Below are 18722 nucleotides of genomic sequence, written 5' to 3'. Positions count from 1 at the left end.
CGGAAAGAAACCCTGTCTTTACTTGAGATGGCTTTTTTGCAATAACATCTTTTTTAATAGCAGTTATTGTCAAAAACCTTTTGTCTGACCAAGGAGCCCATTTTCCAGTGTTATCTCCAGCCCTAACAGACCATCCGTATCTCCCTTCTTTTAAAGTTACCTTAAAGCTGGTAGAGGAGGTTGTTTTATCTGTAATAATAGTTTTACTTATTTCGTCGTAGATCATAACCTCATATTTTGTAGCATTGTTTACGCGATGCCAGGATAAAGTTAAATTCCCTGGAGGTAATATTGATCCATTCTTCGGACTCAAAAGCTGAACCTTATCAATACCCGTAGAAATCCCTTTGTTTATCAGCCATTTGTTAATTTTTGGAAGGTAAAAAGTTAAAATAAGCATCAATGAAGTCAAAGCCAAAATTACCAATGCTCTCTTTAATCTCTTAATTAAAAGAGAGATAGTGAATATATTAAGAATATAGCATGAAAGTAAAATCAACTTTGTTGATTTCCAGGCTGCAGCATCACTTAACTTACCGAAAAAATCAGGTATTAGATAGGTAGATATGATAAAGCCTACGATAACTAATGGCACACCTACAATGGGTGGTGACCCTCGGACGAAGAAGATTAACAGTGCAAGCACCAGTGATATTCCTCCACCAAGATATATTAGACGCCATACTCCGGGTGAAAATAAACCCCATCCACCAGGTGGAGCAGTGTGCCAAACTAAAGGAACAAGTGGCATTGTAAGAAGTGCAAGAGCCATGAGTGAATCAAATAGTATACCGATTCCAAATGGTATAAAGATAATGGGTGGAATCCGACCTAGGAATGCTTTACGAGGCGGACGTTTTGATAAAGCTACCCCACAGTTATAGCAATATTTCGCTCCAGGTCGATTATTTCTATTACAGTTTGGGCACTTCATCAAATTTCCTCTAATTTATAATAAGAAAGTTACTTATAATGGTTTTCCACATTTATCACAATATTTTGCTGAGGCAACATTATAAGTGCCACAATAAGGGCATCTTTTGGTTAGAGGCTCAAGAGGTTTACCCTCGTCACACCATGATTCCTTTAAAGGGAGAGGAAACTTTCTAGGACAATTTTGATTATTACATTTCAAGGAACAATAGGCATAGGTTTTGATTTCGAAAAATACTTGGTTGTAATTGCTGCCACCTTTATTAATTGAGAAAATTCTTACATAATAACCACCTGAATATTTACCAGAAAGGAGAGAATCTGTCCTAATTTGGTAAGAATTCCCGGATAACTTTTCGTTACAAATAATATTCCTAAAATCAGGCGAGTCGGAAACCTGTAAATTATAATAATCGGCATCTCCCACTTTAGACCATTTAAAAGTTATATAATCTCCAGAGATTACTATCCCATTTTGTGTTGAAACAAGCACTTCAATTAGCTCCCTATTCGTTGGAGAGATAAAAGTAGGCGGTGAAGGAGGTTTAGAGGACACCTTATAAGGAGGCACTCCTATGCCAACTCCTCCACCGATGGATTGTAGATCTTTCAACATTTCAGAGGCAGTTTGGTATCGTTTATTATAATCTAACTCAACCGCTTTTGATATTATATGTCCAAGTTGTTCATTCTTACAGGAAAGCGGAGGGAAAGGACTACTCTGATGTATAGAAACATCTCCCCTTCTCTTGCTAAGGAAGTTCTTTGCATCCTTACCACCTAATAACACATACATCGTTGCGCCAATACTAAAAACATCGCTTCCAAAAAATGTTGCACCACTCGTTTGTTCAGGTGGAGAATATTCTGCTGTTTCGGCATGGATAGTATCTCCATCCCCTTGTCCACCCCTTAAAAAAGCCTGCCAGTTTTCTTCTTTAAATACCCTAGCAATTCCAAAGTCAGTTAGCTTAATATCCTCAGTAGGAGTTAATATTAGATTTCCAGGTTTTATATCTCTATGAATTATTTTGCGTTCTTGTAAATATGTTACCGCTTCACATAGTTGAATACCCCATTTAAGAACCTTCTCTTCTTTAAGAGGGTTATAGCCATTCTCTTCAAATATTTTAGAAAGACTCTTACCTTCAATAAATTCCTCAACCAGGTATACTCTATATATTTTTTGTTTATCTCCAGACTTAGGATCGATTAATTCCCTTTCCACTAACAATAAATCGTACACATGAACAATATTTGGGTGGTCAATAGTTTGTAAGAGACCTTTTAATTCCAAAGCCACTTTTTCAAATTCTGTTAGTTCTGTTAGTTCACTTCTGTTCTTTTTAATTTCTTTAAAAGCATACGTCTTATCTTTATTATCAGGACGTGTGTCTTTCGCTTCATAAACAATGCTCATTCCTCCAATTGCGAGGAATTTCTTTATTCTGAAATTTCCACACACACTGCCAGGTTCTATTAGGTCAATATATACAATTTGACCATTCGCATCACGAACAGGTGATCCTTTATATTTTATTTCACATTTTATTTTACGTTCCATATTAAATCCCAACTTTTAAACTTTTAACTAAACTCTTAAGTTTCTTCTTTGGGTTTTGCTCTTTCAGCATTGCTTACTTCTTTGTTATTTTCTGATAGGTAAAAAGTTATCTCACTTCCCTCTCCGAGATTTATTTTATCTCCATTATTCAAACGTTTTTTGCCCTGTCCTTTGATCTCTTCGCCATTCAATCGTGTACCATGTTTGCTTCCCTGATCCTCTATAAAATATTCTTCTCCTTCTTTCACAATGGAACAGTGTTTTCTTGATACAGTTCTATCCTCATTAAGCTTTATTTGAGGATACCAATGTGAATTTGGATCATCTCTTCCTATATAAGTAACGCCTTCTCCCAGGATGTATTCAAAGAATCCACCCATTGAAGTTACAACAAGACTAGCTACAACCTCTTTTTCTGGAATTATAGCCTCTCCAGCCTTACTGGGAACTGCTGGTTCTAGACCTTCACCCTCTTTTGGGGTTTCTTGTTGGTCCTTGACTTCCTCTTCATCAGGAGCTAAATCTCCACCACAAAGAGGGCATATAGTTTCCTCATCGGGAAACTTTTGAAGCTCTTTAAAGGCTTCACATTCTGGATTTATGCATCTTTTGCTCATCTTACCCTCCTATTTTGTTGTTTCTTCTTGAAGTCTTGCTCTTTCAGCATTGCTTACTTCCTCGTTATTTTCAAGCTTTGTAATTTGTGATTGCGCTAAATCTAAAGCTTCTTTGTCATCAATGTCCTTAGCAATCTCCACTAATTGCCTAAGAAGACGTAGTGCTCTTGCTTTATTTTCTATACTTTTTTGGTGATCTTTTTCTTTCTCAGCCTCTTCAAGAGCCTGGTTGATTTCTGTAGTCAACTTATTTTCTATACACTTTTTCAATGTATATCTAACTTCTATATTCCTTTTGTTAAATTTAGATGGTTCGTTTGTGTACTCTACATTTACATCCAAGGATTTCTCTTCATTGAATTTGTTCTGCGAAGGAATATCAAAAGTCAACTTTATAGTAGCTAATTTCTTAACTCCAAGTTGTGGATTCGGAGGACAATATAATTGAATGAGATAAGACTGAGATACACCTCTTTCCAAATCGCGAGGGAGGAAAGTAATAGTCCAACTCTGCGGATCCAAGTTAACAGTCTTTAGAAATTCTCTCTTAGGCTTTACAAGGAATGAAGTTCCGGGTGTAGCACGGATTTTTCTATCAGCAAGCTGGATTTCCAGTTTAAGGTTTTTTACAACAACATTTTCAAACTGAGCAAAGGATTTTCCAAAAAGTTCCGGAATTTCATTTGGACTCGTAACGAACTTATACTCTCCTCCCCCTATTGCTGAAAGTATCGAAGCATCGTGGTCACCACCAAGACCATAAGAGTGAATATTGATTCCAAAGTCTTTTATCTCTTTAACTAAAGGTTCAAATTGGGAAGAATTAGTGAATCCTGCATTGGGCTGGCCGTCTGAAAGTAAGATCATTGAGCTAACATTTTCAGATGATAATTTCCTCTTTAAAAGATTCAAAGCCTCTTTTAGAGCATCCGAAATATTAGTCCCACCACTAATACTTACACCCTCAATGATTTCTTTTATTTTATCTTTTTCTTCTGTTGTGCATTGTACAGATTGAATTAGAGAAAGAGGTTCTTCATTAAATACAACCAAGGAGAAATAATCATTATCTGAAAGTCTATCAACAACTGCACATGCTCCATCTCTAGCGAAATCAATTTTTCCTTCCGCATCCATTGAACCACTTCTATCAAGTACTATACAGATGTTTTGAGACAAACGAGTAAACTGATTACCTACATCTGGAGGAGAGACCTCAATAAGCAATGGGTTACCAAAAGCCTCCTCTTCACTTGCCTTCAAGAAAGGCCTTTCTAACACATACTTCACACTCAAAACATCCATAATTACCTCCTTATTTTTTTAATATTATATTATAACCTAAATTGAGCGATTTTTTATCATTCTAAAAAGTTTAGTGCTTTTTTGAAAAAATTGCAAGTTTTTGGAGCATATTTTTCTATTTTTACATTTTGTTCTATTTAAAGTAGTGTGAATGTGCGCAATATCATGAATAATCTGGATAGTTTTACTGTATTTTATGCATTCTAAGCATAATAGTTACCCTATCCTTTTATCTAAGGGAGAGAATTAGAGAAATTGATTATTCTGTCTCTATGCAATAGCAGGTGGGTTATTGCATCTTTCCCAAAGTAGTGAGATGTTCAGTCTCTCATAAATATACTGAGAGACTTTGAGAATGATTCTTCTTCTTGTGTGGATAAATTTACCTGACAAGATTGATGAGTTTTCTCCTCACGGTTGTGGGATAGCTTTTCACGTCAATAATACCCTATCTTTGAAAGGTACCTTGCAAACAGTACAAGACCTGCTCTGTCAGACAGTGTATCTGATGTTTTCTCAATACTATCTATCTGTATCTCATACATGTTCTTCTGTTTGGATTTTTTATTATTTTTGTTTATCGTACTGTCACCTTGTAATAGTGTGCTTCACCTACTGGGTGAAGCACCTTTTATTTTTATACATGCCACAATTAAATATTACATCAGCATTTCTTGCAAAAAAGATGTGAGAACAATTTGGAGAATCGTTCAGATTAGGTATAAATAACTTCTTTATTCATAACTTTTCCACTCTATTTTGGATTAATTTAACCATTCTTAGTATCTTCCTCAATCTCTTTCTCCTTATGTTTAACTTCTATCAAAATAGCAGTAATATTATCCTTTCCTCCTCGATTATTTGCCTCATCAACTAACTTGTTACAGGCTTCTTGAGGATCCTCTACGTCCTTAATCAATTCCTTTAATTCCCTAGATGTAATTTTCTTATCGAAAGTAGAGGGATCAGTTAAACCATCACTACAAATTAAGATTTTGCAACTCTCTTCATAAGATAAACTTGAAGTGTGTACTCTAATTTCTTTTCCACTACCAATATACTGGGATAAAACATTTCTGCCGGGATTTGCCTCCAGAGCACTCTCTTCAGTCATTTCCCCTTGACGAACCATAGTATCAACCCATTTATCGCTTACATACAGTTCCTCTACCTCGTCGTTACAAATTAAGTAAATAGGGCTATCTCCAACATTCGCTGTATAAATAAAATTGTTTTGTAGAAGTACTACTGAAAGGGTTGTACCTATTTTTCCATCTATAAGCTTGTTTCTTGAATAATCGAAGATAAGATCGTGAGCCCTCAGAAAAGCCTTTCTTAAAATATCCTCTTGAGTAGTTAGACCTGGGTGACTCTTAGTTGAAGGCGCTAACTCGTCAAGGCCAATAATCTTCGGTAAGACTTCAGAGATAACAGCTTCTATTGCCAACCTGCTTGCTTTGTCTCCTTCTTCTAAACCTCCCATTCCATCAGCGACCCCAAAAAATCCAATCTCAGAGTCATCTTGTCCCTGGACTATATTGATTTTAATTGTAAACAAACAATCTTGATTTTCTTTTCTTTTTTTACCTATGTCAGTTCTAAAACCGAATTTTATATTCATTCTGCTGAACCTCCTATTTTGAATAAAATTTTCCCAATTCTCAATAACGAATTATTTTTTAATGCATTTCTTTTAATTACTCTATGTTCTTGGTCAGGTATATTTCTAAAATTAACAAAAATATCACCTTCCTCACTTAAAGTATATACAAAAAGTATTCTTTTCTCAAATGCTAATTTCGCGGGATAAGGAGAAATAGATTGGTCGTTTAATACTATATCATTTTCACGTGCGCTTCCAATTGCTGTAATATCTTTTGTTATAGCATAAGGAGGTTGATTAGGAATATTTAATGGAAATAACTTTGCTATTACTTTTGAAGTAGGCTGTTTTTTTGTTTCTTCCAAAGTCTTTTTAGCAATTCCTAACCCTTCATTTTCAGGAACTCTAGAAGCGGATGATGCTTTTTTCTCTATTACTTTTTGAGGTTTTGTAACTGTTTCTTTTTCAGAAATGAATCTCTTCTTTCTTAACAAGAGAAACTTTGGAAGGGAAAGAAGGAAAACTAAAAGTGATAAAAAAGGGAAAAAGATCAGCCATATATTTCTAAAAGAAGTTCTACCTATAATGCCACTTACTGCATATGCTCCCTTAACGATATTTTTTATCCCTTGATAATCAACTGTTACTTCAACTTCTCGACGAGTACCATCAAGTGTTGGTCTTATGCTCGTGTAGGATATGCAATATTCGTTCATAATCTGATTTAAAATTTTGGTGTAGAGTTCTTTTAATTCTTCGTAAGTCGGCGCATAAAAGTAAGCTCCCCCAGTATCTTCAGCAATTTTCTTAAGCGATTCTTCATCTATACCTTCATTTGTTTGGGTGCCCTTGGCGCCAAGGCCAATTGTATAAATAGGAATATTTAGCTCTTTAGCTTTTGCTATAACTTTACCTGCACTATATCTACTTCTATTATCCATCCCGTCTGTTAATGCAATAATGCTTTTCCTTCCTTTAACAGATTCTAACATTTGAAGAGCCTCATAAGTAGCATCATAGAAAGTGGTTCTTCCACCAGCCTGGAGGGAACTAATCGTGTTTATTAAGGTAGTTTTATTATTTGTAATTTGGCTTTTGTCTATTGAGTCTGAAAAGAAAACGATTCCACTCTCATCTTGTTCTCTAAGGAGATCAATAAAGGTAATGGCAGCTTGTTTTGCAGAAGATAGTTTATTACCAGCCATACTTCCACTTCTATCTATAATCAAAATTGTAGTAATTGGCTGTTCAAAATTGGAACCAACAAATTTTTCAATTTTTACTTTTTTACCTTCTTCTTTTACTGAAAAATTTTCTGCACTTAAACTTTGTATATGGTTTCCATTTGAATCTGTGAAAGGTACATACAGTTGAATTTCGGGGAATTTAGACTTATCGATTTGACTTATGCGTGCGTTGTAAGAATAAGCCAATGGAGCTAAGAAAAATACTTGAAACAAAACAATAAATAAGAGCAGTATTTTCTTCATTCTTTTCTCCGACTTTTTTCGTAAAAAATCATGACCCTCTGCCCGATTTTTATTCTGTCTCTGTCCTTAAGTACTGCTTGTCCTAAAACTTCGTTATCATCGAGAAAAGTTTTACCCTCTGGAACTAAGGGATATAAGACAAATTTCCCTTTTTCTTGTCTTACTTCAGCATGCTTTTGGGCAATTGCAGGATCACCAAAAAGTCCAATATCACACCTTTCATCTCTTCCGATGGTAGTAATCTCCTTAGTAAGAGTGTACTCTCTTCCTTCATATCTTCCTGCTGTTTCCATTAACCATGCACTCCTTAAAAGGATGGGGACAAGAAAAATGAAATAACCCATACAAGCACCAAGTATTACAAAACCTATTGCCCTACTTAGCACTTGGTTACCAAGGAAGCGGTATATTGCTTCAAAGAATATTCCTCCAATAAAACCACCTATAATACCGCCTATAGCACCATAATTTGTCTTTTTTGGATCTCTATTTGCTCTTCCTTCGCTTATTCCAACCAAAATACCAAAGATCGACCAACCTATTCCTCTTACAAAAATGCCACCTTTGGCTATTGTCAAAAGAATTTCACCCACAACCAATCCTAAAGCTCCTCCGAGAACCCCCCACTTTAATCCACTCAATCCACCTTTTAATATTTTAGTGAAAGATTTTGAAAATATCCCTTCAATAGATCCAATTAAGATTCCAATTGAGGCACCTATCAACCCTCCCCATATTACATCGGTGAAGAAAATATTTAAAGAACTTAGAGAATATGAAAGCTCAACTAACAACCAACCCAGGAGCCCACCAATACCGCCTATAACGGCATTGTAATACATTCTTTCTCCTCTTCCCATCTTCTACCCCTTAGTAAAATTCTATGCAAAAAAATATTCAAGTCAAGTAAACGAATTGAATCATGAAAATTTTATATGAAATTGAATCGTTGCCTCATGTAAGAATCTATTCAAAAATTTAAATGGAGGTAAAATGAGATGAAGAATTTAGAAGAAATTCTAAAGAAACTGAGAGAAGGAGGTTTTATGAGTTTATCCTTAAAAGAGAGAAAAGCTGTAGTCAAGGAAGAGGCAGCAAGATACCAGAAGGTAACAAAGAAAGAAAAAGGCAAGATGCTAGATGAGTTTGTCAAACTCACAGGATATTCAAGATGTTATGCCTCTTATGCATTGAGGATGTATGGAAAGAAAGTTATTGTTGATTTAGAAAATGGTAAAAGGACTGTATTTATTCATAGGAGATGACCTGTACAATGGAAGAGGATTAAAGATAGGAAAAAGAAAAAGGAAAAGAATATATGATGATAGGACACTCAATACTCTCGTATATTTATGGAGGGCGAGAGAGATTATGTGGCAAAAGACTAAAAGTCTATCTTGATGAAACAATTATTCAAGTATTAAAGAGATTCAATGAGTTTAAGTTTGATGAAGAAACGGAAAAGAAGTTAACGATGATAAGTCCTGCTACAATAGATAGATTGCTAAAAGATGAGAAGATGAAGTTTAGGTTAAAGGGAAGATCCTTAACTAAGCCAGGGAATTTGCTGAAATATAGTATTCCTATTCGGACATTTACTGACTAGAATGAGAAAGAGCCGGGCTTTGTAGAGGCAGATCTTGTAGGGCACGAAGGAGGCGACCTGAGAGGAGAGTTTCTCTATTCCCTTGATGTGACAGATGTATACAGTGGATGGAGAAAGAGAAAAGCAATAAAGAATAAAGCACAGATATGGACATTTAGTGCATTAAAGGAGATCAGAGTAAGACTCTTCTTTCCCATGAAAGGTATTGACTCAGATAATGGAAATGACTTTATCAATGCACACCTATTGAATTATTGCAAGAAAGAACATATCACGTTCACAAGAGCAAGACCATACAGGAAGATCGTTATGTTTCGTAGAACAGAAGAACTATTCTATTGTGAGAAGAGCTGTAGGATACCTGAGATATGATACAGATGAAGAACTCAGGATAATGAACAAACTGTATGATGTATTAGATCTCTATATAAACTTCTTTTTGCCTTCAATGAAGCTCTTAGAGAAGACAAGGATAGGGAGCAAAGTAATAAAGAAGTATGATAAGCCTGAAACACCATACAGAAGAATCATTGATTCAGATGCGGTATCAGAAGAAGTGAAAGAGAAACTTAGAAAAACATATGAAGAACTGAATCCTCTTTCACTTAAAAGGCAAATAGATAAAATTACCCAAGAACTCTCACGGGCATATGATAAAAAGATGAAAGAAAGAGAGAAGAAAACACAGAAAACCGATGTAAAATTACCAAATGATTTTCCTTTATCTCAAAATAATTTCGTATATAATTTAAATGAGGCAACCAAATAATATTTCGTATAGAAAATTACGTGAGGCAACACGACCATTTGCTAAACATAATTTAAAAAAATATTCTTTTGTAGTAAAGCTTAAAAATGTGTTATAATGAGAATGAAAGTTATGAAAAACATTAAAGAAATTGCATTTGGACCTGTGCCCTCAAGAAGGCTTGGAAGAAGCCTTGGTGTAAATAACATTCCTCCTAAAATTTGCACATATTCATGCGTCTATTGTCAACTTGGAAGAAACCTAAAAATGAGTAAAATAAGACAAGCCTTCTATGACCCAGAAGATGTATTTAACGCTGTTAAAATAAAAGTAGAAGATGTTCTATCAAGAAAAGAGAAAATTGATTATATAACATTTGTACCTGATGGCGAACCCACACTTGACATAAACTTAGGAAAGGAACTTTCTCTTATAAAGACTCTTGGTATAAAAGTTGCGATAATATCAAATTCAAGTTTAATAGATAATCCCGATGTCCAAAATGAACTAATGGGGTTTGATCTTGTATCACTTAAAGTTGATGCTGTAAGCAATGATATTTTCAAAAAAATCAATAGACCCTTTAAGGGAATTGAATTAGACAACATTCTTCAGGGTATAAGAGATTTTAGTTCAAGTTTCAAAGGAATCCTCATCACAGAAACTATGATAATTGATAATATTGATTATGGTGATGAGTTTGAAAAAATAGGAGAATTTCTTGCATCTCTAAATAATCTTGAAAAAGCTTATATATCGATACCAACGCGCCCACCTCAGGAAGACTGGGGAAGACCACCAAAGGAAGAAACTGTAAACGAAGCATTTCAGATTTTTGAAACCAAACTACCCAAAAAAGTCGAGTATCTTATAGGTTATGAAGGAAATGCCTTCTCATATTCAGGAAATCTTGAGGAAGATGTTTTAAGCATAACTGCAGTCCATCCAATGAGAGAAGATGCGCTTATGGAAATTGTAGAAAAAGATAAGGGAAGCTTTGAAGTAATTGAAAAACTCATTAGAAATGGTTTGATAAAGAAAATTCAATACCAAGGTCAAAATTACTATCTAAGAAAATTCTTCTAAAGTTTAGGAAGATTTTTGGAAAAAAAATTAAATATTAAAACTTTTCAATATCTTCAAAAGTTTTAGCCCTACACAACCTTATAGTTTTCAAGATGTTGTCTTACAATGCTTTTTAAAATAATCAGTCACTGTAAAACCTTAAAGAAAGGATAAAATTATCATTAATTACATAGAATGTGCCTGGGAAATTAGAATTTTGCCCATAGAATTGATATTAGCTCTATCCGTTTCGAGAAAATATGTAATTCATTTTTCTCGCCCAGGTTTAAACTTATTTTAGATCTGTTTTCAAAAATAAAAATGTTATTTCATGATGTATCACGTTACTATCAACTCTTGAAAAGTATTTTTGGGCTGTTCCATCTGCAAAATACTGGGAAGGTAATAAAAACTACCCGGACATTTCACTTTTTGACCACAGCAAAATTACATCAGCAATTTCTGTAAGCCTTTATCTTGGTGTATTGAAAAATTGTGATAACGAAAGCCTAAAACTCTTCAAAGAAAACATAAAAAACAAAAAGAATTTAGAAGAAACAATTCTTACTCTTATCCATGGAGATTTTTCAGGAATACAAAATTTTATCACTAACATCACTTCAAAACTTGCAGCAAAATCGCTTAAAGGAAGATCTTTAGGTCTTGTGTTCATGCAAAGATTTATAGCAGAGCATATTCTTAAAAATCTAAACCTTGACCTACAAAACCTTATCTATGCAGGAGGAGGACACTTTTATATTCTTGCTTATCCAAAAGTAGAAGAGAAGACCGCAGAAATTAAAAAAGATATCAATAAAGAATTTTTGGAGCATTTTGGACTTGATCTTTACCTTGCAATTGGAATTACCCCAATAACACTTAAAGACTTTTTAGAAAACAAAATAGGAGAAGTATTCAGAAAATCTTCAGAAGATATCTTAGAAGAGAAAAGCAAAAAGTTCAAAGATATTGATTACAGTCTATTATTTGAACCAAAAGGAACTGGTGGAAGAGTTGGAAATACCATATGATGGATTGCCAATAACTAAATCAAAGGACAATTAAGGTTTCCATAAAAGGTAATCACTTTTTATTATTTTTATGTTATTTGCAAAGTATAAATTTGTTAAATAATAAATTACACTCTGATTAATTTTACACCAAAAAGTTTTGCTGAGTTAAAAATCTCAGGTATCTTTCTTTTTATACCGATTAAAAAACTTGGTTAACCACATGCAGGTTCTAAGATAGTAATATCCTTTTTGGGAAGTCTAAATGCCAATCAAATTAACCATAAAGTCAACTACCCATTCAGGAGTGAAACACATTCCGTAATCTTATCAATATTCTTTCGTTTGTGGTTTTCCTAACTCTAATAGAAGTCCTTCAACATTTATTTATTTGCTTTCTAAACCATAACATTTGTTCTGCTACAACATTGGAAGTAAAATCATCACCCTCTGAAGCAATATGGGTGTCGTCTACTTTTGCATTATTTTTTGATTATCATATAACAATCATTTTTTGCTTTATACCACATCACTATGTGTTACTGTATCTTCCGTTGTTTTCTTTATTCAGTGGTACACTTGAATCTTCGGAAATTTGTGGCACTTCTAATACACTTTTGCTTTTTACCTCAATATCATTTAAAATGCTGTCTAACTTATTCTTTCTTGTGCCAGTTATTTCATTAAACGTCTTCCTTAGATTATCTATTGCTTCGTCTAACTTGTCAAACTTGGAAGTGAAATTACCCCATTCCTTATTGAATCTCTGCATTAGCTCCATTATTTCCTTTGATGTCTTTTCAAGTGTAAAGTATTCTGAGGCTTGTCTTACAACGGAAAGCATTGCATAGAGATTAGTTGGAGAACAGAGGACAATTTTTTTGCTTAACGATTCATCTATGATGTCTGGCTCTTCTGCGATAAGGAAGGAATATGCCGCCTCACTTGCAATAAAGACGATAGCAAAATCAACAGTCTTATCGTTTACATAATCTCTTTTTGCAACTTCTTTAATTGTGTTCTTGATATCTTTTAAAAAATTGTCTTTGAATTGTTCCCTCTCCATATCGTTTTGAGATTCAACATACTTCATATAATTATCAAGCGAGAATTTTGCATCAAGATTAATACTTTTTCCGTTCGGAAGGAAAAATGTGAAGTCTGGGCGTCCTTCCTCTGTTGCTTGCTGCTTAACATAGTTGACATTCTCCTGCAGTCCTACGAGTTTGATAATATCTTCCACTAACCTTTCTCCCCATCTTCCACGAACTTTTGGATTTGTAAGGTACGACTTTAAGGTTTTTACATCATTGCTAATTTCGTTGAGAGTTAGAATCTTAGTTGAGATTTGCCCATACTCTTCTTTGAGACTTCCAAAAGAAGAAAGGATCTCTTTCATATTATCAACAACAGATTGAGAAACAGAAGATTTTATTGAATCCTGGATACTGGAAAGCCTTGATGCGAGAACAAACAAAGCAATAGCCACTAAAACCGAAATAACAAACGCAATCACTGAGATAACTTGCATTAAAAACACCTCCCTTGAATGATTTCTTTTTTATCTATTATGTTAATCTTTTAATTCGCCTCTGATGTTTTTTGGTATTATCCATTGTTTTCTATGTAAACCACCTCGTTTACAAGATGCTAGGCTTCGGCTGAATTTAGACACTCTTTAGTGTCCCTTATCACCACAGGTAGGTTCAGACTGCCTATACTCCTGCCTATTCCACTATATAGTGGGGTAAAGGAGCTACCTTTTAGCCTGCATTTCTCCTCCACGTACATATTATACAAACAAGTCACAAAAATTTAAAGTTTTTGAAATTTTGCACAGCTTGTTACCTTCTCCTCTAATTAAAATTAAGGGGGATCACTGCTTCATCGTAATATAGCTTACCAGAATGTTATTGTTTGATAACACTCTAGTATTTACCTACAACTATCAGGATCTCAAGATTATTACTTAATCTTGAGATCATTTCCCCCATAGCTATAATATGAATCTGTTTTCTAAGCTCCGCTTTACTACTTATGCACTTACTCATCTTGTATCGCAACCACTTTTTTCAAACAAAGCAATAGTCTTCTTACTACTTAATCGTTAAAGTTTCAATCCCTGTAAGGTACTCTAAAAACTTATCAAAGATCGCTTCTTTATACACATATTCGTCGATATATCGCTTTACAACATAGTAATTAGATTTTCCTTCAACCAAGCCATATGGTTCAATCCTATCAAACCATTTAGATATTTGATTGCCTTCTTTATCAAAAATTGCTTGTCTATGATCCTTTTTTGCAACATAATAATTAGATTGACCACTAACTAAACCTTCTGAACTAATTAAGTTAAACCAATCAGATATCTGTTTACAACTCTTATCAAAAATTGCTTGCTTGTTTTGACTGTTTTTCACCTTAAAATAGTTTGTCTTTTCTTCTAAAAAAACTGTCTGCTTCAACACCTACTCCGCTTGCAACAAGCTTTTTATCTTGAGCTTTAAAAATGTAGTAACTCTTTTTATCAGATCTCTTATATAAAGCAACAACTAAAAAGCCTCTTTTAAGCCACGATCTCCAATTTGAAGGAAGAAAATATTTCTTTTCATAAGAAACTAACACATTGGAGTCTCTACGATCCAAAATAATACGATGATTGTTAGAAAGATGAACTACAGCATAGTTATTTAGAATTTCTCCAATGTATATCGCTTTACTAAACAGTTTATTTAGCGGAACCCACTTAAGTTTTCCATCTTGTTCTTTCATCTTCTTCCTCTCTTTCTTCAAAAGAACTGTTCTACTTCTTGTTTAGTAAGTGTTTTGTATTTACCTTTAGAAATTTCTACTCTAATTGTATTTTTAGAAGAATCTTCAATGAAGCCATAATCATCAATCCATACAAAAGGACCTAAAGATTTTGAAGATCCTACTTTGTGAATATAGAAATAACCCTTCTTGGGAGTTACATAATAAGGACTTTTACCTTCAACAAGACCATATACGGAACAAAAAAGCTCAAAAAGACCAAAGATGACTAATATCCCATCGGGTACTCGATGACCATCTTTGTTAAAGATTGCTAAACTAGGGACGATTATCCAATCGGATACTCGATGACCATCTTTGTGAAAGATTGCTTGTTCTCTAACTCCATGGTCAAGATATCTCTTTACTGCGATGTAGTAATCAGATTGACCCATAACTAAACCATAATATGGATTAATTTCATTAAACCATTTAGACATCCGTTTGCCACTCTTATGGAAGATAGCTTCTTTGTCGTCTTCGTTTTTTGCGATGTAGTAATCAGATTGACCATCAACTAAACCAGATATTCCAATTAACTTAAACCATTTAGACATCCGTTTGCCACTCTTATGGAAGATAGCTTCTTTGTCGTCTTCGTTTTTTGCGATGTAGTAATCAGATTGACCATCAACTAAACCAGATATTCCAATTGACTTAAACCATTTCGTTACTTGTTTACCATCTTTATCGAAAACTGCCTCTTTGTTATTCTTCCTTGCTACATAATAATCGGAACGACCCTCTACTAGACCATACTTCTCAATATAATCAAACCATTTAGACATTTGGTTTCCATCTTTATCAAAGATTGCTTGTCCTAACTGCTGTTTCTCTACTATAAAGTAGTTAGACTTTTCTTGTATGAAACTATCTGCAAAAATATCAACGTCACCTATAATAGTCCTCTTATCTTTAGCGTTGAAAATATAGTAACTGTATTTACCAAGTTTCACAGGAAAAGCAATAACAATGAATCCCCTATTAAGCCATGACTCCCAATTAGAAGGCAGAGTATATACTTCACCTGGCGCTTCTAATACCTTAAAGTTTTTACGATCCAAAATGACACGACGATCGTTAACAAGACGCGCTACACTATAGTTATTAGATCCACCTTCAATATACAACATCTCACGTAATAAAAAAGGATTAATAGATTGCCACCTAAATCGTCTACCTTGTTTGTTCATCCTTGTTTTCCTCCTCAAAAAAGCTTTCTAATTCTTCTTTAATAATCTTTGTTGTTCTATTTTCAGGAGTTTCTACTTCAATTATACTCTTAGAGGGATCTACAATGAAACCATAATCCACGATCTCTTTAAAAGGACCTAGTACCCTTGTAGATCCTAGTTTATTAATCCAGTAAAACCCATCATCTCTTACTATATAATAAGGACTTTGACCTTCAACTAGACCTTTTGATTCGATCCAGTCAAACCAATCTGTTACTTGTTTACCATCTTTATCAAAGATGGCTTCTTTGTCATTATTTTCTACAATATAATAATTAGATTGACTATTCATTAAGCCTTGAAATTGAATCTCATCGTACCAACTAGATATCTGTTTATCATCTTTATGAAAGATTGCTCTTTTATACACATCTTCTTTAAGTTTCAATCCCTGTAAGGTACTCTAAAAACTATTATACATAATTTTTAACTTTGTCAATAGGTAGGTTTCAATCCCTGTAAGGTACTCTAAAAACCAATGCCAAAAGAGTCGCAAAATGCCTCCAAAGGATGTTTCAATCCCTGTAAGGTACTCTAAAAACTAGCAAAAAAATGAAAAAACAAACTTCATAAAGGGTTTCAATCCCTGTAAGGTACTCTAAAAACGAAGGTCTGATGAAAAATAAACTTTTAATAATTCATGTTTCAATCCCTGTAAGGTACTCTAAAAACAAGAATTATTCTTTTTGTGTTATCCGTGCAGTTATCGTTTCAATCCCTGTAAGGTACTCTAAAAACTTATTCAAAAAGATTTCTTAAAGGTTGCAAACAAATAGTTTCAATCCCTGTAAGGTACTCTAAAAACTTTCTTTCGGGGGTTCAATTTGCGGTTGCTTACTCAGTTTCAATCCCTGTAAGGTACTCTAAAAACGAGACGTTTCTTGAAATTGCTCCATTGCCTTTCAAAATGGTTTCAATCCCTGTAAGGTACTCTAAAAACCAAACACTTGGTGGAAGTATTGGAACAATCCTTTCTCGGTTTCAATCCCTGTAAGGTACTCTAAAAACTGTTCGTGGAGTTTGCATTATCCCAAAAACAAAGCCTGGTTTCAATCCCTGTAAGGTACTCTAAAAACTTTCCAGTAGGATGCCCACTCGAATCAGTTTCTCGTAGTTTCAATCCCTGTAAGGTACTCTAAAAACACTTCTCTTTAACAAAAGAATTGGATTCATTTTGAAATTAGTTTCAATCCCTGTAAGGTACTCTAAAAACAATCTGTATTTTATTATCTGATTGTTCGTTTTGTAGTGGTTTCAATCCCTGTAAGGTACTCTAAAAACAGATATGCCAATTCCGACTTACTTTTCTTCGGACTATGTTTCAATCCCTGTAAGGTACTCTAAAAACAAGGTGTCTTCTATGGTTTCAATATCCTCGGGGTTTTGGGTTTCAATCCCTGTAAGGTACTCTAAAAACTATGACCATCTTTGACTTTGTTTTAACAATTTTAGGGTTTCAATCCCTGTAAGGTACTCTAAAAACATAGCATTCGGTACAAGTTTGATTCGTTTGATTGGAGTTTCAATCCCTGTAAGGTACTCTAAAAACCTTGAAATACGAATATGTTAGAATTATTACAAAGAAAGAGTTTCAATCCCTGTAAGGTACTCTAAAAACTACACCGTCCAACATATATCACTCGTCCATCGAGCATGTTTCAATCCCTGTAAGGTACTCTAAAAACTATCAAAAGTTAAATAATATCTGATATGTTGATTTTGTTTCAATCCCTGTAAGGTACTCTAAAAACATTTTTCATCACCTCCTTTCTCATTGATGTTTTTCAGTTTCAATCCCTGTAAGGTACTCTAAAAACAGTAATATAGATGAGTATTAAATTTATCAAACTTTTATGTTTCAATCCCTGTAAGGTACTCTAAAAACTTTCAAAAGTGAAAACAACAACAAAGGCACAAACCGTGGTTTCAATCCCTGTAAGGTACTCTAAAAACTCTGCGTCCTTATCCACGGAGTCAAAGAACCTCTTTTGTTTCAATCCCTGTAAGGTACTCTAAAAACGTTCATGAATTGCTTTCTGCATTTCGTCATACGTAAGTTTCAATCCCTGTAAGGTACTCTAAAAACACTTGAGGTGTAAATGTTTGTGCTTGCCAATATGGAGTTTCAATCCCTGTAAGGTACTCTAAAAACAAGATTGGAACGAGGTAAGGGTTGCAGTTGAGAAAAGTTTCAATCCCTGTAAGGTACTCTAAAAACTTTGATGCTGACAATAGAATTATTCAAAAGGACTTCTGTTTCACTCCCTGTAAGGTACTCTAAAAACTTTACTTGGAATTACAACAACGGACTTTGTTAATCAATGTTTCAATCCCTGTAAGGTACTCTAAAAACTATCAAAAATCCATTATCATTTGTATATTCAATCCTATAGTTTCAATCCCTGTAAGGTACTCTAAAAACTATTCGGGCTTGCAAATTTTCCGTAAATTGTATTTCCGTTTCAATCCCTGTAAGGTACTCTAAAAACTGATAATCATAACAATATAATACAGGTATTTGTAGAGTTTCAATCCCTGTAAGGTACTCTAAAAACCCGCTCCAACCTATTTCTCTTCGGACTACTGGACGCGCCCCTGTTTCAATCCCTGTAAGGTACTCTAAAAACGTTCTTTTGAACCAAACAAGCGGCATTTTTGGTTTAGTTTCAATCCCTGTAAGGTACTCTAAAAACGTGTCGCGGTTTCTTTCGGGGGTTCAATTTGCGGTTTTT

General features: G+C 34.2%; 16 protein-coding genes, 1 pseudogene and 1 CRISPR repeat array. Of the genes and pseudogenes, 5 read left to right on the top strand and 12 right to left on the bottom strand.

Annotated elements, in window-relative coordinates; translation table 11 throughout:
• The 7 genes and pseudogenes from ACMV0E_RS07640 to ACMV0E_RS07610 all read right to left on the bottom strand — a co-directional run.
• Positions 1–772, bottom strand: a pseudogene (locus tag ACMV0E_RS07640) (hypothetical protein); the annotation flags it as partial.
• A 195-nt stretch (positions 773–967) separates the two neighbouring features.
• Complete coding sequence (locus ACMV0E_RS07635; RefSeq protein ID WP_416085791.1) at positions 968–2497, bottom strand: protein kinase domain-containing protein; 1530 nt, start codon at positions 2495–2497, stop codon at positions 968–970.
• Positions 2498–2532: 35 nt separating this feature from the next.
• A complete protein-coding gene (locus tag ACMV0E_RS07630) occupies positions 2533–3114 on the bottom strand; it encodes an FHA domain-containing protein (RefSeq protein WP_416085790.1) in 582 nt (193 codons plus the stop codon).
• A 9-nt stretch (positions 3115–3123) separates the two neighbouring features.
• Positions 3124–4419, bottom strand: coding sequence for a vWA domain-containing protein (locus ACMV0E_RS07625; RefSeq protein WP_416085789.1), 1296 nt, complete (start codon positions 4417–4419; stop codon positions 3124–3126).
• A 769-nt stretch (positions 4420–5188) separates the two neighbouring features.
• Positions 5189–6040 (bottom strand): PP2C family protein-serine/threonine phosphatase, encoded by an 852-nt coding sequence (locus ACMV0E_RS07620; protein WP_416085788.1) that lies wholly within the window; start codon positions 6038–6040, stop codon positions 5189–5191.
• Positions 6037–7512 (bottom strand): VWA domain-containing protein, encoded by a 1476-nt coding sequence (locus ACMV0E_RS07615; RefSeq protein ID WP_416085787.1) that lies wholly within the window; start codon positions 7510–7512, stop codon positions 6037–6039. Before ACMV0E_RS07615 ends, ACMV0E_RS07620 begins: the two co-directional genes overlap by 4 nt.
• On the bottom strand, positions 7509–8372 hold the full coding sequence (locus ACMV0E_RS07610) for an FHA domain-containing protein (protein WP_416085786.1): 864 nt from the start codon (positions 8370–8372) through the stop codon (positions 7509–7511). The genes ACMV0E_RS07615 and ACMV0E_RS07610 overlap by 4 nt, the downstream gene beginning before the upstream one ends.
• Before the next feature lie 138 nt (positions 8373–8510).
• On the opposite strand from ACMV0E_RS07610, the gene ACMV0E_RS07605 reads away from it, so the two are divergent.
• The 5 genes from ACMV0E_RS07605 (at position 8511) to cas10 (ending at position 11962) form a co-directional block, all read left to right on the top strand.
• The gene (locus ACMV0E_RS07605) at positions 8511–8777 is read left to right on the top strand and encodes a hypothetical protein (RefSeq protein ID WP_416085785.1); all 267 of its coding nucleotides are present in this window, start codon (positions 8511–8513) and stop codon (positions 8775–8777) included.
• 53 nt (positions 8778–8830) lie between these two features.
• Positions 8831–9118, top strand: a complete 288-nt coding sequence (locus ACMV0E_RS07600) for a hypothetical protein (protein ID WP_416085784.1) — start codon at positions 8831–8833, stop codon at positions 9116–9118.
• Between the two features lie 340 nt (positions 9119–9458).
• The gene (locus tag ACMV0E_RS07595; RefSeq protein WP_416085783.1) at positions 9459–9887 is read left to right on the top strand and encodes a guided entry of tail-anchored proteins factor 1; all 429 of its coding nucleotides are present in this window, start codon (positions 9459–9461) and stop codon (positions 9885–9887) included.
• Between the two features lie 111 nt (positions 9888–9998).
• Positions 9999–10952, top strand: a complete 954-nt coding sequence (locus ACMV0E_RS07590; protein ID WP_416085782.1) for a radical SAM protein — start codon at positions 9999–10001, stop codon at positions 10950–10952.
• 317 nt (positions 10953–11269) lie between these two features.
• A complete protein-coding gene (gene cas10, locus ACMV0E_RS07585; protein ID WP_416085792.1) occupies positions 11270–11962 on the top strand; it encodes a type III-A CRISPR-associated protein Cas10/Csm1 in 693 nt (230 codons plus the stop codon).
• A 511-nt stretch (positions 11963–12473) separates the two neighbouring features.
• On the opposite strand, the gene ACMV0E_RS07580 is transcribed toward cas10, so the two are convergent.
• The 5 genes from ACMV0E_RS07580 to ACMV0E_RS07560 form a co-directional block, all read right to left on the bottom strand.
• Complete coding sequence (locus ACMV0E_RS07580) at positions 12474–13472, bottom strand: DNA recombination protein RmuC (RefSeq protein ID WP_416085781.1); 999 nt, start codon at positions 13470–13472, stop codon at positions 12474–12476.
• A gap of 565 nt (positions 13473–14037) precedes the next feature.
• Positions 14038–14409 (bottom strand): hypothetical protein, encoded by a 372-nt coding sequence (locus ACMV0E_RS07575; RefSeq protein WP_416085780.1) that lies wholly within the window; start codon positions 14407–14409, stop codon positions 14038–14040.
• Positions 14366–14716, bottom strand: a complete 351-nt coding sequence (locus ACMV0E_RS07570; RefSeq protein WP_416085779.1) for a hypothetical protein — start codon at positions 14714–14716, stop codon at positions 14366–14368. The genes ACMV0E_RS07575 and ACMV0E_RS07570 overlap by 44 nt, the downstream gene beginning before the upstream one ends.
• Positions 14717–14733: 17 nt before the next feature.
• On the bottom strand, positions 14734–15948 hold the full coding sequence (locus ACMV0E_RS07565; protein WP_416085778.1) for a hypothetical protein: 1215 nt from the start codon (positions 15946–15948) through the stop codon (positions 14734–14736).
• A complete protein-coding gene (locus ACMV0E_RS07560) occupies positions 15932–16360 on the bottom strand; it encodes a hypothetical protein (protein WP_416085777.1) in 429 nt (142 codons plus the stop codon). The genes ACMV0E_RS07565 and ACMV0E_RS07560 overlap by 17 nt, the downstream gene beginning before the upstream one ends.
• A gap of 11 nt (positions 16361–16371) precedes the next feature.
• Positions 16372–18683: a CRISPR direct-repeat array (repeat unit 30 nt; unit sequence GTTTCAATCCCTGTAAGGTACTCTAAAAAC).
• Positions 18684–18722: the final 39 nt, after the last annotated feature.

This window comes from Caldisericum insulae (assembly GCF_047785965.1).
Lineage (GTDB): Bacteria > Caldisericota > Caldisericia > Caldisericales > Caldisericaceae > Caldisericum > Caldisericum exile_A.
Note: the sequence above shows the minus strand (reverse complement) of the source record. Positions and strands in the feature narration are given on the sequence as shown.